At 69.9% G+C, this 15,029-nt stretch carries 12 protein-coding genes; 7 read left to right on the top strand and 5 right to left on the bottom strand.

The window, feature by feature from the left end; translation table 11 throughout:
- The first annotated feature begins 319 nt into the window (after window positions 1-319).
- The gene (locus ACZ4N5_RS42035; protein WP_355856563.1) at window positions 320-1,069 is read left to right on the top strand and encodes a DUF6227 family protein; all 750 of its coding nucleotides are present in this window, start codon (window positions 320-322) and stop codon (window positions 1,067-1,069) included.
- An 88-nt stretch (window positions 1,070-1,157) separates the two neighbouring features.
- Here the strand turns inward: ACZ4N5_RS42035 and ACZ4N5_RS42040 are convergent, their stop codons facing one another.
- Window positions 1,158-2,729 (bottom strand): MFS transporter, encoded by a 1,572-nt coding sequence (locus ACZ4N5_RS42040; protein ID WP_467762250.1) that lies wholly within the window; start codon window positions 2,727-2,729, stop codon window positions 1,158-1,160.
- 62 nt (window positions 2,730-2,791) lie between these two features.
- Between ACZ4N5_RS42040 and ACZ4N5_RS42045 the strand changes: the two genes are divergently transcribed.
- Window positions 2,792-3,775 carry a helix-turn-helix transcriptional regulator gene (locus ACZ4N5_RS42045; protein WP_467762251.1) on the top strand — a complete coding sequence of 328 codons (984 nt, stop codon included), beginning with the start codon at window positions 2,792-2,794 and terminating at the stop codon, window positions 3,773-3,775.
- A gap of 660 nt (window positions 3,776-4,435) precedes the next feature.
- Here ACZ4N5_RS42045 and ACZ4N5_RS42050 read toward each other — a convergent pair.
- Entirely contained in the window at window positions 4,436-5,434 is a 999-nt protein-coding gene (locus ACZ4N5_RS42050) for a sigma-70 family RNA polymerase sigma factor (protein WP_467762252.1), read from the bottom strand.
- Window positions 5,435-5,603: 169 nt separating this feature from the next.
- On the opposite strand from ACZ4N5_RS42050, the gene ACZ4N5_RS42055 reads away from it, so the two are divergent.
- The gene (locus ACZ4N5_RS42055) at window positions 5,604-6,128 is read left to right on the top strand and encodes a GNAT family N-acetyltransferase (protein ID WP_467762253.1); all 525 of its coding nucleotides are present in this window, start codon (window positions 5,604-5,606) and stop codon (window positions 6,126-6,128) included.
- Between the two features lie 103 nt (window positions 6,129-6,231).
- Here the strand turns inward: ACZ4N5_RS42055 and ACZ4N5_RS42060 are convergent, their stop codons facing one another.
- Complete coding sequence (locus tag ACZ4N5_RS42060) at window positions 6,232-7,038, bottom strand: dioxygenase family protein (protein WP_467762254.1); 807 nt, start codon at window positions 7,036-7,038, stop codon at window positions 6,232-6,234.
- Window positions 7,039-7,176: 138 nt separating this feature from the next.
- On the opposite strand from ACZ4N5_RS42060, the gene ACZ4N5_RS42065 reads away from it, so the two are divergent.
- Entirely contained in the window at window positions 7,177-7,686 is a 510-nt protein-coding gene (locus tag ACZ4N5_RS42065) for a MarR family winged helix-turn-helix transcriptional regulator (RefSeq protein WP_389283618.1), read from the top strand.
- A 214-nt stretch (window positions 7,687-7,900) separates the two neighbouring features.
- On the opposite strand, the gene ACZ4N5_RS42070 is transcribed toward ACZ4N5_RS42065, so the two are convergent.
- Together ACZ4N5_RS42070 and ACZ4N5_RS42075 are read right to left on the bottom strand one after the other, a co-directional pair.
- Entirely contained in the window at window positions 7,901-9,451 is a 1,551-nt protein-coding gene (locus ACZ4N5_RS42070; protein ID WP_467762255.1) for an MFS transporter, read from the bottom strand.
- A 348-nt stretch (window positions 9,452-9,799) separates the two neighbouring features.
- A complete protein-coding gene (locus ACZ4N5_RS42075) occupies window positions 9,800-10,444 on the bottom strand; it encodes a TetR/AcrR family transcriptional regulator (RefSeq protein WP_467762256.1) in 645 nt (214 codons plus the stop codon).
- Between the two features lie 588 nt (window positions 10,445-11,032).
- On the opposite strand from ACZ4N5_RS42075, the gene ACZ4N5_RS42080 reads away from it, so the two are divergent.
- From ACZ4N5_RS42080 to ACZ4N5_RS42090, 3 genes are all read left to right on the top strand, one after another.
- Window positions 11,033-12,307, top strand: coding sequence for a M6 family metalloprotease domain-containing protein (locus tag ACZ4N5_RS42080; RefSeq protein ID WP_467762257.1), 1,275 nt, complete (start codon window positions 11,033-11,035; stop codon window positions 12,305-12,307).
- Between the two features lie 451 nt (window positions 12,308-12,758).
- Window positions 12,759-14,504 (top strand): IclR family transcriptional regulator domain-containing protein, encoded by a 1,746-nt coding sequence (locus ACZ4N5_RS42085; protein ID WP_467762258.1) that lies wholly within the window; start codon window positions 12,759-12,761, stop codon window positions 14,502-14,504.
- Window positions 14,505-14,667: 163 nt separating this feature from the next.
- On the top strand, window positions 14,668-15,029 hold a 362-nt coding region (locus ACZ4N5_RS42090), incomplete at its 3' end, for a TetR family transcriptional regulator (RefSeq protein ID WP_467762259.1).

A 15,029-nucleotide genomic window follows, 5' to 3' on the forward strand; every position in this document is an offset into this window, starting at 1 on the left:
AGTCGCCGCCGCGTCCTCTTCATGTACTGGTGCGGATCACGACTCGCTCGACGGAACGTCGTAGCGGTCGGGAACTGTCCCGGCAAGACCGTCGTGCCGGACAATGGGCTCAACGGCTTGAACCTTTCGTGGAGCGCGTGGACCGCGGGAAGTCCCGTCTGACGAGGGCCTTTTGACGTCCGTGCGGGCCGTGCGGGAACTTGCCGCGCGACCCGCCCGTTTTCCGTCCGTACGTTTTCTCGGTTCGCGGACATGATGTCCGACCGAGGGGCTACGGTATGCACCCACAAGGTGACATGCAGCAACGCCGGGAGAAACCTTGAGCGTTCCGTACGAGACAGCAGCGTACGAACCACCCGAGTCGCCCGAGTCTCCGGAGGAGCATCTCGCACGACTTCTGGGCCGCGCCCTGAACTCGTTCGAGCTGCCCGACGAGGCGATACGGCGACTCGACTGCGCGCTGGCGCACGACAGCTCGCTGCACTCCGCGCACCACAGCGCGGGGCTGCACCGGGAGACGTACCGGCACACATGGCTGCTCGCCGACGGTTCCGCCGTCACGCTGTGGGAACTCGTGCACAACACGGCGACCGGTCGCGACGCCCAGCACGAGGTCTACGTCGACGAGGAGGAGTTGCGCGCCGCCACGGCCCGGCTCCCCCTCCCTCCGGACGCGCCGGACTTCGAGCTGCCCGTGTTCGTGCAGTTGTCGGCGATCCCCGAGCCGCGGCACACCTACGTGCCCGACGACTCCGCCGATCACGCGCGCCGGCTTCTGCGGCGCGCGGAGAATCCGGACCGGCCGGGCGCCGACCTCACGACGCTCCTGCTCCGGGAGGCGTTCGCGCACCAGATCACGCAGGCCTTCGGGCGCCCGTGCCGCGCCGGTCAGGCGGGGCTGTGCTTCTCGCTCTACGAGCACGCGTTCCTGCTGCGCGACGGGCAGGAGATCTCCCTGTGGGAGGTCGAGCACACGGCGACGCCGGACCGGCGGCACATGTGCGAGGTGTACGCGACGGAGGACGCCGCCCGGGACGCGATGGAACGGCGCGCTGCACGACTGGGCTGAAGACGGAAGGGGCCCCGGCACCTGAGGTGCCGGGGCCCCTTCCTTCCTGGACCTCCGCGTCGAGCGTGGTGGCGGACCTGGGCGGGGCTCAGCCGATGAGTTCCGGCTTCCGGTCCTCGTCCTGATCCTGGCTCCGGTCCTCGTCCTGAACCTGGTCCTGGGCGTCCGTCCCGTCCTCCGCGCCCTCCACATGCTGTGCCGGCCGCTTCGGCAGGGCGAACATCAGCAGGAAGATGACGGTCAGCACCGCGGCCACCCAACCCAGCGCGTGCTCGAAGGCGTTCGCGAAGGCCGGGCCCACCTGGGCGCGGGTCAGGTGGTCGCTGATCTCGCCGAAGAAGACGACCGAGACGAGGCCGAGGCCGAGCGCGTTGCCCATCTGCTGCACGGTGTTGATCAGGCCCGACGCCGAGCCCGCGTGCTCACGCGGGACCTCCGAGAGCACCGCGTCCGTCAGCGGGGCGACGATGAAGCCCATGCCCGCGCCCATGACCACCAACGGAAGGGCCATCTGCCAGGAGGCGATGGACATGCCGTACCGGTCGGACTCCCAGATGTAGAGCAGGACTCCGAGCGCCATGAGCAGGGCGCCCGCCTGGAGTACCTTGCGCCCGAAACGCGGAACCAGCAGCTGCACGGACATGCCCGCCGCGGCAGAGACGGCGATCGAGAACGGCACCCCTGTCAGCCCCGCCCGCAGCGCGCTCCAGCCCAGCCCGAACTGCATGTACATCGTCCAGACCAGGAAGAAGATGCCGAGGGCGATCCCGAAGACGGTCTGCACGGCGATGCCCGCCGCGAAGCTCTTCACCTTGAACAGCGACAGCTCGACCAGCGGTGAACCGTCCCGCGCCGTCTTCTGCTTCTCGTACGCCACCAGTGCCGCGAAGACCACGAGGGAGCCGGCCATCGAGACGTACCCCCACAGCGGCCAGCCCAGCTCACGGCCGCGGGTCAGCGGGTAGAGCAGCATCAGCAGGCCGAGCGTGACGAGGGCGACGCCGACGAGGTCGAGCTTCAGGGCCTTCGGGGCCTTGGACTCGCTGATGAAGCGGCGGCCCAGGATCAGCGCGACGATGCCGACGGGCAGGTTGATGAGGAAGATCGGCCGCCACTCCAGGCCGAAGAGGTTCCACTCGATGAGCAAGGCGCCGAGGAGTGGACCAGAGACCGCGCCCAGGCCGACGATCGCGCCGAAGAGGCCGAAGACCTTGCCGCGCTCGTGCGCAGGGAACGTGGCGTGCACGATCGACAGCACCTGCGGCACCATCATCGCGGCCATGGCGCCCTGCAGAATGCGCGAGGCGACGAGCATCTCCGGGTTCGCCGCGAAGCCGCACAGCGCCGACGCGAACGTGAAACCGGCTATGCCGAGGAGGAAGAGCCGCTTGCGGCCGTAGATGTCGCCGAGCCGCCCACCGGTGATGAGTCCCGCGGCGAAGGCCAACGCGTATCCCGCGGTGATCCACTGGATCTGGCTGAACGTGGCGCCCGCGTCCCGCCGGATCGACGGGATCGCGATGTTGACGATCGTGACGTCGACCAGGTCCATGAAGGCCGCGGTCATCACGATGGCGAGGGCGAACCAGCGCCGGCGGTCGGCCGCCGCGCCGGGTGCCGGGCTGCTGAGAGCTGTCTCAGAGGTGTCGGTGGAGGTCATGCCGTAAAGGTAAGGCCTGATTAGGTCAGATCATGTCCTAGTTCTACGGCACCCTGGAAAACATGACGACCGATACACCGGCAAGGCTTCTCCAGCTCCTCTCCCTCCTCCAGACGCCCCGCGAATGGCCTGGCGGCGAGCTGTCCGAGCGCCTCGGGGTGTCCCGTCGCACGGTCCGCCGCGACGTCGACCGACTCCGCGAGCTGGGCTATCCGGTGCAGGCGACCAAGGGCGCGGACGGCGGCTACCGGCTGGTGGCGGGCAAGGCGATGCCGCCGCTCGTCCTCGACGACGAGGAGGCCGTGGCCATCGCGGTGGGCCTGCGGGCCGGCGCCGGGCACGCCGTCGCGGGCGTGGACGAGGCCTCCGTACGGGCCCTCGCCAAGCTGGAGCAGGTGCTGCCGTCCCGGCTGCGGCATCGCGTGTCCACACTGCAGGCCGCGACCACCCCCCTGACCAGCGGAGACGGGGCGAGCATCGCGCCCGAGACGCTGACCGTGATGGCGTCGAGCGTCGCGGGACAGGAGCGGCTGCGGTTCGCCTACCGCTCCGGGGACGGAACACCGTCGCGGCGGCTGACCGAGCCGTACCGGCTGGTCTCCACCGGTCGGCGCTGGTACCTCGTCGCATACGACCTCGACCGCGAGGACTGGCGGACGTTCCGCGTCGACCGGGTGACCGAGCCCTTCGCGACGGGGGCCCGGTTCACACCCCGCGAACTGCCGACAGGGAACGCCGCCGAATTCCTGCGGCAGTCGATGTACCGGCGGCAGGACACGTACACGTTCGACGTCACCTTCGCCGCACCGGCCGACTTCGTCGCGGCGCGCGTGCCCGCGTGGGTCGGCGTGCCCGAGCCGATCGACGAGCACAGCTGCCGCCTGCGCGCCTCCGCCGGCGACTCGGTGGAATGGCTGGCAGTGCGCATCGCGATGGTCGACTGCGAGTTCACGGTCCGGGAGCCGAGAGAACTCGTGGAGTACGTAAGGGCCTTGGGCGCACGGCTGAGCCGGGCGGGAGGAGACCCGCAGACTGACGGCTCTTGACGGCACTTGACGAGCGGCGGGGCGTACGGGACCGGTGACACCCGTCGGGCCGTCAAGGACGGCAGGTTATGCCGCTGTGGCAGAATCTGCCATCCGGGTCACCCCGGGGTTCAGGTTCGGGGTGGCCCGTCCTCATCCTGCCCGGAACCCCACCGCGCGCACCCCGGTCCCACCCCTTCGGACCCGGTTCGAAGACCGGCCCGAAGGCACGGCTCGCCCTGATTCGGATCCCGGCGCGCGACTCTCATTCGGATCCCGGCGCACGACCCCGATCGGATCCCGGCCCGCCCCCGGAAAAGAACCCGTCCCCCGAAACAAGATGGAGCCGAGCTTCGGCGCCAGGGGGGGGAGGCGCCGAAGCTCGGCTCTGGGAGAGTCCCGGCGCGGGGGGGGTGTGCGTCGGGACTCGGTTCTGGGGGGCGGTGTGCATCCGCCCGGTTGGGACCCTGAAGCGTGGACCCTGAAGTCTTGTTCCCAGAGCCCAGCAGGTTGAAGCGGCCTTACATGGCCATGTCTGGTCGACTTGTGGCCAACGTGGCGGGGGTGCCCGTGCGCGGACCGGGCAAGGCGGGTCTCGCACCCTCGCGGTGAATGAACCCGTACGGCCCACTCACCGCGCTCACCCGGCTCGCCCCGTGCCCTGCGCGCACCCCTCCGTCGCTACGCCGCCGCGTCGAATCCGGTGTCGCGCGCCAGCTTCTTCAGTTCGAGCAGGGCGTGCTTCTCGATCTGGCGGATGCGCTCGCGCGTGAGCCCGTGCTCCTTGCCGACCTCTGTGAGCGTCCGCTCCCGGCCGTCATCGATGCCGTACCGCATCTTGATGATGGAGGCGGTGCGCTGGTCGAGGTGGCCGATCAGGTCGTCCAGCTCCTCGCTGCGCAGCAGTGTGAGAACCGACTGCTCGGGCGACACGGCCGAGGTGTCCTCCAGCAGGTCGCCGAACTGGGTCTCACCCTCGTCGTCCACCGCCATGTTCAGCGAGACCGGGTCGCGGGCCCAGTCCAGCACGTCGCCCACGCGCTCCGGCGTCGAACCGAGCTCGGTGGCTATCTCCGTGTGCTCGGGCTCCCGCCCGTTCTCACGGTTGAACTCGCGCTGCACGCGACGGATCCTGCCCAGTTCCTCGACCAGGTGGACGGGGAGGCGGATCGTGCGCGACTGGTCCGCTATGGAACGGGTGATGGCCTGCCGGATCCACCAGGTGGCGTACGTCGAGAACTTGAAGCCCTTGCGGTAGTCGAACTTCTCGACCGCGCGCACCAGGCCGGCGTTCCCCTCCTGGATCAGGTCGAGCAGGGGCAGGCCGCTGCGCGGGTAACGGCGCGCCACGGCCACGACCAGCCGGAGGTTCGAGCGGATGAATACGTCCTTCGCGCGCTCGCTGTCGGCGACCAGCGCCTCCAGCTCCTCACGGGACGCGTCCGCCTTGGCCTCCGCCTCGCCGTCGAGGATCTGCCGCGCGAACACACCCGCCTCGATGACCTGGGACAACTCGACTTCCTTGGCGGCGTCGAGCAGCGGTGTTCGCGCGATCTCGTCGAGGTACATGCCGACCAGGTCGCGATCGGCGATTTCGCCGCCTCCGGCGCGAACACTGCGTGCCGCGTCGGCGGTCCCGCCGGTGGCGGACTTACGACGGGCGACGGCACGGGTTGCCATGCGTGCTCCCTTGCGTGGTGGGCTTGCGGGTGGTCCTGGACATCGGGTTTCACCCTCCCGGGTGCCCGGCATCTGTTGGAAACAACGACTGGAATCAGGACAGAATTCCCAACCCGCACCTTGATTTTTCTGATCATGCAGTACCCTGTCGCACCACACGGGAGGGCTGATGCGGTCAGAACGTACAGATGTGCAGGTCAGGCCGGGGGTCGCAGCCGACCTCGGCGCACTCACGGACCTTTACAACCACTACGTACGTGAGACGCCCATCACATTCGACACCGACGCCTTCACGCCGGAAGAACGTCGTCCGTGGCTGCTCTCCCACCCTGAAGACGGACCGCACCGCCTGATGGTTGCCACGGACACGGATTCACAGACGATTCTTGGGTACGCCACATCCAGCCCTTTTCGCGTGAAGCCCGCCTACGCGACCTCGGTCGAGCTCACGGTCTACGTCGCCCCGGACGCCGCCCGCCGCGGCGTCGGCACGCTCCTCTACGAAGCCCTCTTCGCGGCGCTCGCCACCGAGGACCTGCACCGGGCGTACGCGGGCATCGCGCTACCCAACGAAGCGTCCGTGCGCCTGCACGAACGCTTCGGGTTCCAGCACGTCGGGACCTACCGGGAGGTCGGCCGCAAATTCGGCCGCTACTGGGACGTCGCCTGGTACGAGAAGGAACTCACCCGCTAGAACTCGCCCTCCAGGCGGTGCCGTTCAGGTCACTTGGCCGTTCAGGTCACGTGCCGTTCAGATCACGTGCCGCTCGGGCCCCCGGATCGGGAACGCCGGGCGCTCAGCCGAACTGCACCGACCGCTTCGCCATCCCCAGCCAGAATCCGTCGATGACGGACCGCTGCCCGTCGAGCTCGCCGGAGGCGTCGGCCGCGCCCATGGTCACGAAGAGCGGGGCGAAGTGTTCGGTGCGCGGGTGGGCGAGAGGGCCCGCCGGGGACTTCCGCTCGAAGTCGAGCAGCGCGTCCACGTCACCGGCCTCCAGCGCGCGGTGCCCCCAGTCGTCGAACTCGCTCGACCACGTGGGGACGCCCCCGCCGGTGTGCCGCAGGGCCGCGAGATTGTGGGTGAAGAAGCCGGAGCCGACGATCAGCACACCCTCGTCACGCAGCGGCGCCAGCTTCCGGCCGATCTCGAACAGCCGGACCGGGTCGAGCGTCGGCATGGAGATCTGGAGCACCGGGATGTCCGCCTCGGGGAACATCTCCACTAGGGGGACGTACGCGCCGTGGTCGAGTCCGCGGTCCGGGATGTCCTGCACCGGCGTCCCCGGCGCACGGAGCAGCTTCCGTACGGACTCGGCGAGCAGCGGAGCGCCCGGGGCCGCGTACGTCACCTGGTAGTAGTGCTCCGGGAAGCCCCAGAAGTCGTACACGAGAGGGACCGTCTCGATCGCGCCGAGCGCGAGCGGAGCCTCCTCCCAGTGGGCGGAGACCATGAGGATCGCCTTGGGGCGGGGCAGGCCGGCGGACCAGGCGGCGAGCTGGCCGGGCCAGACCGGGTCGTCGGCGAGCGGCGGGGCACCATGGCTGAGATAGAGGGCGGGCATGCGCTCCGGCGCGGGGCGCTCCTCGGTGGCTGCGGACATGGCGGCTCCCTCCAGAGATTTCCAGCGTACGGCGGTGGTGCTTGACCTTTGAAGCAATTGCTTAAAGTCTCAAGCTCTTCTGTCGAGACTACGGCGAGTTTGTTTAAGTTTCAAGAAGAGGCTCGTACAGTGGAGTACATGAACACGGCACCCGCTCCCGCTGAAGAGCCGCGCTGGCTCACCGACGAGGAACAGCGCATCTGGCGCGCGTACATGCACGCCACGACCCTCCTGGAGGACCACCTCGACCGCCAGCTCCAGCGCGACGCGGGTATGCCGCACATCTACTACGGCCTGCTCGTGCAGCTCGCCGAGGCACCACGCCGCCGGCTGCGGATGACCGAACTGGCCATGAACGCGAAGATCACCCGTTCCCGGCTCTCGCATGCCGTCGCGCGCCTGGAGAAGAGCGGCTGGGTACGCCGCGAGGACTGCCCGTCCGACAAGCGGGGGCAGTTCGCGGTCCTGACCGACGACGGCTACGAAGTGCTGCGGCGCACCGCGCCGGGCCATGTGGCCGCCGTACGCCAGGCCCTGTTCGACCGGCTCGGCCCTGACCAGCAGAAGGCCTTCGGCGAGGCCATGCGGATCATCGCCGAGGGACTCCAGCCGAAGGACGCGGGCGCGGATCTGCCCTGGCTGCGGTAGGGCCCTTGCGCTCGCCCCGGCGATGACGTCGGGGGCGGTGGCCGAGGTGAATCCCGCCGTCGGCCCCCCGGCTAGTGCCCGGGAGCCCGGACAAGGGACTGCCCCGGCTCCCTGTTCTGGGAGCCGGGGCAGTCCCCGGACTCGTACGGACGAGGCGTCCCCACCCCGCGTTCGTACGCGAAGTACCCGAAGTACCCGGAGTGAGCTAGTGCCGTCAGTGGGCGACGACCGGCACCTTCAGCTCGTCCTCCGCGCCTTCGCCCGTGCCGGAGCCGACGACCATGGAGGCGTCCGGACGGCCGGTGTTGATCAGGGTGAAGGCGATTCCCGCGGCGACCACGAGGATGCCGACGGCGAACCAGATCGCGTTGCTGTAGCCGTGCACCATGCCCTCCGCCTGGACGAGCTGCTGCTGCGCCTTGGTGCCGGCGCCCGCCATGTGGTCCTTGATGTACGCGGTGGTCGCGGAGGCGGCGATCGTGTTCAGCAGCGCCGTACCGATCGCACCGCCGACCTGCTGCGAGGTGTTGACCATCGCCGAGGCGACACCGGCGTCACGCGGCTCGATGCCGTGCGTGGCCAGCGACATGGCGGGCATGAACGCCGTACCCATACCGAGGCCGAGCAGCAGCATCGCCGGCATCACCAGGGACGCGTACGACGAGCCGATCTCCAGCTGCGCCAGGAGCAGCATGCCGAGCGCGGCGACCAGGAAGCCGGGGCCCATCAGCAGTCGCGGCGCGACCCGGGTCATCAGCCGGGCGCCGATCTGCGTGGAGCCCGTGATCATGCCCGCGATCATCGGCAGGAAGGCGAAGCCGGTCGAGATCGGCGAGTAGCCCTTCACGATCTGCAGGTAGTACGTGAGGAAGAGGAAGGTGCCGAACATCGCGATGATCGCGAGACCGAGGGAGAGGTAGACGCCGCCGCGGTTGCGCTCGGTGATGACACGCAGGGGCAGCAGCGGGGCCTTGACCTTGGACTCGGTGAAGACGAACGCGGCCAGCAGCAGGGCCGAGGCCACGAACAGGCCGACCGTCACGGAGTCGCCCCAGCCGTCGGAGGCGGCGCGAGTGAACCCGTAGACGAGGGAGACCAGACCGAGCGTGGACAGGACCACACCGGGGATGTCGAGCGGCGAACGGTTGCGGCCGCCCTTGGGCTCACGGATGACGAAGTACGCACCCGCGGCCGCGACGATCGCGAACGGGATGTTGACGAAGAAGGTCCAGCGCCAGTTCATGTACTCGGTGAGGACACCGCCGAGGATGAAGCCGACGGCGCCACCGCCACCGGCGATCGCACCGTAGATGCCGAACGCCTTGGCGCGCTCCTTGGCGTCGGTGAACATCACGGCGAGCAGCGAGAGGGCGGCGGGCGCCAGCAGCGCGCCGAACACACCCTGCAGGGCACGGGCGCCGAACATCATCGCGCCGCTCTGCGCGGCACCGCCGAGCGCGGAGGCCGCCGCGAAGCCGACCAGGCCCACGACGAACGCCCGCTTGCGGCCCCACAGGTCGGCGATACGGCCGCCGAAGAGGAGCAGACCGCCGAAGGCGAGGGCATAGGCCGTGACGACCCACTGCCGGTTGCCGTCCGAAATACCCAGGTCCTGCTGGGCGGAGGGCAGCGCGATGTTCACGATCGTGGCGTCGAGCACCACCATCAGCTGGGCGAGCGCGATGAAGACGAGCGCCTTCCAGCGGTTGCTGTGCGCGTCGGACGCTGGGTCCGGGACTGCTTTGGACGTTCCTGTTTCAGACATGGGGGTACCCACTCCGGGACTTCGTAGCGAAAAAGTCAGTGAAAGGGGACGGCTCGTCGACGGTGACGGCCGGCAGCGGCTCGGCACGACTCGTCCCTGATGACGAGCGCGCCTCGCGCGTGATGAGTACGAGTTGTACGGGCTATGGGTGGTTGTCGAGTACGAGCACGGGTTACGAGTTCTGACCGGCGGTCGGTGCCGGGCTCATCGGTCCCTGATCGACCGGTCACTCAACCTGTCGGTCCATCGGTCGGCCGAGGTGCCGGCCATCGGTCGAGCGGTCGCCCGAGCGGTCGTCGGGCGGTCGAGCCGCCGTCGGCCTGTCGGTCACGGCACCTGACGCGTCGGTCACGCTCGTCGCAGTTCCTCCAGGTTGGCGGCCACTCCGGGCAGTTCGGAGCGGGCCGGGGCCCGCATACCGTCCAGGAGCAGCTGCAGATGACGGTGCACGAAGCGGTCGATGCCCTGGCACGCGGTGCCCGGCAACGGCCTGGTGAGCTGGCTGACAGCAATCATCAGATCGCCCAACTCGACGTCGGGGCGCAGCTGTCCGGCCTCGCGGGCGCGGGCCATCAGCTGCTGGAGCAGGTCGGTGATCCGGTCGCGCGCGGCGACCAGGTCGGGATGGTTCTGGTCGAAGTTCTCGGAGAGCATCGGGCACAGGGCGCCGATCCGCTCGTCGGCGGCGAAGTGCACGAAGCCACTCAGGGACTCGAAGGCGTCACCGCCTGCGGCGAGCGCCTCCTCGACCCACTCCGAGGTGCGGTCCATCACCGAGCACACGACCTCGCGGGCGAGGGCGTCGCGGTCGGGGAAGTTGCGGTACAGCGTGGCGTTGCCGACACCTGCCCGGCGGGCGATCTCGTCGAACGGCACCTCGGCGCCGAACTCGACGAACATCTCGCGGGCGGCGACGACGATCCGCTCCCGGTTGCGCAGGGCATCGGCACGCGGCCGGGCCACTCGACGCTGCACGGGGGTTGCGGTCTCCACGGCGTACTCCTCGAAGCATCTCGGAGCTTGAGTGCGATCCGGGGATTGGCTCCCCGTTTCGCTCGGACGTATGACTAAACGGGGAAACGATCCCCGGTTATTTCCCGGCCCGGAAGAGAAATATGTGACCTGCATCACATCCTCGCCTGGAGCGGTCGGACGGTCGGCCCGCGCTTCTCCGGACGGTCGGCCCGCACCTCTCCGGACAGTCGGCCCGCACCTCTCCGGACAGTCGGCCCGCGCCTCTCCGGACGGTCGGGCCGGTCGGCCTCGACCCGGGATTCCGCCCGACCGCCCCCGGTCTTCCCCGGCTCCCACTAGGCCTCCCCCTCGTCTCCCACCCGGCCGCCCGCCAGGCCGTCACCCGGCTCCCATCCGGCCTCCGATCCGGCCCCCATCCGGCCTCCCATCCGGAATCGCGGAGCTCCCGCAACCCTGCCGTGCCCTCCCCGCGAAAGCCGTTTCAGGCCCTCCCGGAGATGAACCCGATCGGGCCCATCCAGCGCGCGCCCGGCGCGTCGGCGACTCAGGGTGATCGAAAAGGCGCAGTCCGAGACCGGTGGCTGCCGTGGAGCGAAGGGCCCCCGCATGCAGCCGTCCAGCCACCGGATACGCCCGCGCCGTGTGGCCGCGCTCGTCACGGTGACCGTTCTGACGCTGGCCGTCAGCACCTCCGCCGGAACCGGACACCTGACGGTCGGTTCCGCCACGGCGGGCTCCACCGCGCTGGCCCGGTCCACGGCGCTCGGCCCCTGCATGATCAACGGCCCCTCCGACGTCCAGATGGGGGAAGGCATCCCGACGGCACCCGGGTACGCCCGCTCCACCGGCACCCTCCGGGCCCTGACCCTGATGGTCGACTTCTCCGACGCGCCCGGCAAGGGCAGCGCTCTCGACCGGTACGACGAGTTCTTCCCGAAGACGCAGGAATGGTTCCGCACCGCCTCCTACGGCCGCCTCGACTACCGCCCCGAAGCCCCCGTCCGGCACTGGCTGCGCATGCCCAAGCCGTTCAGGGCGTACGGCATAGAACGCGGCGCGCCCTTCGATCCCGGGTACCGCGAACTGGTCCAGGACCTCGTGGCCGCGGCCGATCCCGAGGTCGACTTCCGCTCGTACGACATCCTGAACGTGCTGGTCACACCGAATGCCGGGCCCTCCGCGCTGGACACCGTGCTGTCCGTGACCTTCGCCGGCAACACCGAGGCGCCGGTCGCCGACGGCGTCCCGGTCGCCAACGCGTCCTTCGTCTACAGCCGCCAGGACGACGGCTCGGGCTCCTACGCCGACACCGGCTACCGCGTACTGCCGCACGAGAACGGCCACACCTTCGGACTGCCCGACCTCTACACCCAGGACGGCGGCGGCGCGGTCGGGCACTGGGACATCATGAGCGAGGACTGGGGGGCCGACAACGACCTCCTGGGCTGGCACAAGTGGAAGCTCGGCTGGCTCGACTCCTCCCAGGTCAGCTGTGCGGCCGCGCGCGGCACCAGCGAGTACAGGCTGACCCCGCTGGCCGTACGCGGCGGCGCCAAGCTGGTCGTCATACCCACCAGCACCCGGAGCGGGTACGTCCTCGAACTGCGCGTCCACGGGGGCAACGACTCCGCGGTCTGCCGTCCCGGCATCCTCGTCTACAAGGTCGACGCGGACGTGGACACGGGGAACGGACCCGTCACGGTGTTCGACTCCCACCGCGACAGCGGCGGCTGTACCCGTTCTCCCAACGTCCAGGCCGAACTCTCCGACGCGCCCTTCTCTCCCGGTGAGACCTTCAAGGACACGAAGGCGGGGCTCACCGTCCAGGTCGCGTCGCCGGACGCCGCGGGGAAGTATCGGGTGTACGTGACGCGCCGCTGAACGCCGGACGAGCCGCCGGGCGTCCGCGCGGACAGCCGCGTCGGAAGCCGGACGGACAGCCGGAAGGACAGTCGGAAGGAAGGCCGGACGGTCAACCGAACGTGCGGGGGCGCGCGGCGGACCGGCGCCCGTACCCGGAAGCGGCCGACCTGCTTCGGCGGCCGGGCAAGCACTACCGTGGCTCTTCTGAGATCCGCCACACGGTGACTCTTCTGAGAGCCGCATCGGAGAGCCCATGCCATCGAGCCCCACGCCGTCGAACGTCACACCCCCGAACGGCACGTCATCGAGCGGCACGTCATCGAGCGGCACGTCATCGCGGGGCACGTCATCGAACGCCGGGCCGGCCGCGGGGCCGGGCAACGGAGCGTCGGCCACCGGGTCCCGGACGGGCAACGGGTCGGGGGCGTCCGCCTCCGGGCCCGGGGCTGCCGGGGCTGCCGGGGCCGAGGTGCCCGATGAGGCGGTCACGCCGCTCATTCGCGGGATCGCCGTACTGCGGCGGCTGACCGAGGCGGACGGGGTGTCCAGTCTGAGCGGACTCGAACGGGCCACCGGGCTCGCGCGGTCCACCGTCGACCGGATCACGGCGACCCTCGCACGCATGGGATACGTACGCCTCGACGGCCGGGACGCCGTACTGGCCCCCCGTCTGATGGAACTCGGCAACGCCTACCTCGCCGCTCTGCGGCTTCCCCGCCTCCTGGGCGCGCACGCCGACGCCCTCGCCGACGAACTCGACGAGTCGGTGTCCCTCGCCGTCGGCGACCGGGACGGCGTCCGCTTCATCCATCAGGCGACCCGGCGCCGCGCGATGTCCCTGAGCTTCCGCATCGGCGACCTGCTCCCCGCCGAACGCACCGCGCCGGGCCCCCTGTTCGCCTCCGCGTGGAGCGAGGAGGAGTGGACACGCTGGCGCGAGCGCCGCGCGGCCGATCCGGAGGACCGCGGCTTTCCCGCCGTGCCGGCACGGAGCAGACCGTACGAGGGTGGAGCGGACGCCGCGGCACTTCCGGCCGCCCAACTCCCCACCGTCGGAGATGACTTCGAGCAACGGGCGGCCGAAGCGGGCCGGACGGGCTGGGCGTTGGACGACCAGCTGATCGAACCGGGTCTTGTCGCCGTCTCGATGCCCGTACGGGAGGCGGGGCGGATCGCCTGCGTGGTGAACGTGGTGAGCCACACGAGCCGGCACAGCGCAGCCGACCTGCGGGACGCACTGCTGCCGCGCCTGCGGACGGCTGTGGCCGAGATGGAACGCACGTTGGTCCTGGACCGGGAGCCCACACCGGAACGGAAGGCGCCGCTCACGGAGAGCAACGGGCGGGTCGACACGGGGACGGGCGGGAACGTCACCACCCCCTCCGGGCTGGCCGACTGGACCAGCGCCTCCAAGCAGGAACTGGGGCGGGAGTTCATCGAGTCGCTGGCCCGCGGGCTGACCGTGATCACCGCGTTCGGTGAGGGCCGGGCCGAACTGACCCTCACCGCGGTCGCGCAGGCGACCGGACTCGCCCGCGCGACCGCCCGCCGCGCCCTGATCACGCTGGAACACCTCGGATACGTGACCACGCACGACCGCGTCTTCCGGCTCACCCCGCGCGTCCTGGGCCTCGGCTTCCCGCCACTCTCACGGACCTCGCTCCCCGAGATCGCGGCCCCGCATCTGACCGAACTCTCCCAGCGGCTGCACGACTCGGTGTCGCTCGCGGTGCTGACCGGCGACGAGATCCAGTACACCGCGCGGGTCTCCACCCGCCGCATCATGAGCGTCAACGTCACCGTCGGCACCCGGCTGCCCGCGTACGCCACCTCTCTGGGGCGAGTGATCCTGGCCGATCTTCCGGAGGACCGCGCGATGGAGGTACTGGACGGCGGCATGCCCGAGCGGTTGCACCCGTTGACCCCGTTGACCATCACGGACCCGGAGCGGTTCAGGGCCGAACTGGACCGGGTGCGCAAGGCCGGATACGCCATGGTCGAGGAGGAGTTGGAGCAGGGCCTGCGGTCCATCGCGGTCCCGGTGCGCGACCGGGGCGGACGGGCCGTGGCCGCGGTGAACGTCGCCATGCACAGCAGTCGCCGTACCGCCGAGGCGTGCGTCAGTGACGTACTGCCCGAACTCCACGCGACGGCGACCCGCATCAAGGCGGACCTGCACATCGCGGACCGCTTCGGCCGTGTCCAGCTGAGCTGAGAGGAACGCCGGAGCCACCGAGCGCAAAACTCCCCATGCCCCTCCTCCGCCTCTCCCTTCCCTCCAACTGTCTCTTCCGGCAGGGGAATTACCACCATGGCGTGAAGATGATCTGCGCGACCAGGCCCCGTTGACAGATCCAAAAGCAGGTTCCTAGCGTCGCTTGCGGCAGGACAAACAGCAGCCGAACGACAAGGAGCGTCCGGGTGGTCGCGTCGTGGTGAAGCAGGAGAGGTCCGAGCGAACCAGGCACAACCTGATCCGGGCCGCCTCGACCGTGTTCGACCAGGCCGGTTACGAACGCGCCACCCTGTCCACGATCAGTGAGCGCGCGCAGGTCACCAAGGGCGCCCTGTTCTTCCACTTCGCGGCCAAGTCCGATCTCGCCCGTGCCGTCCAGGCGGAGGCCTGTGCCATGTCGGGCGCCGCACTCGTGGCGCTGGCGCGGCGTGAGACCCCGGCCTTCGAGATCGCCACCGCCATGGCCCACACCCTCGTAGGCCTCCTCGAAACCGACATGACCGT

The organism is Streptomyces sp. NPDC026500 (assembly GCF_055567635.1).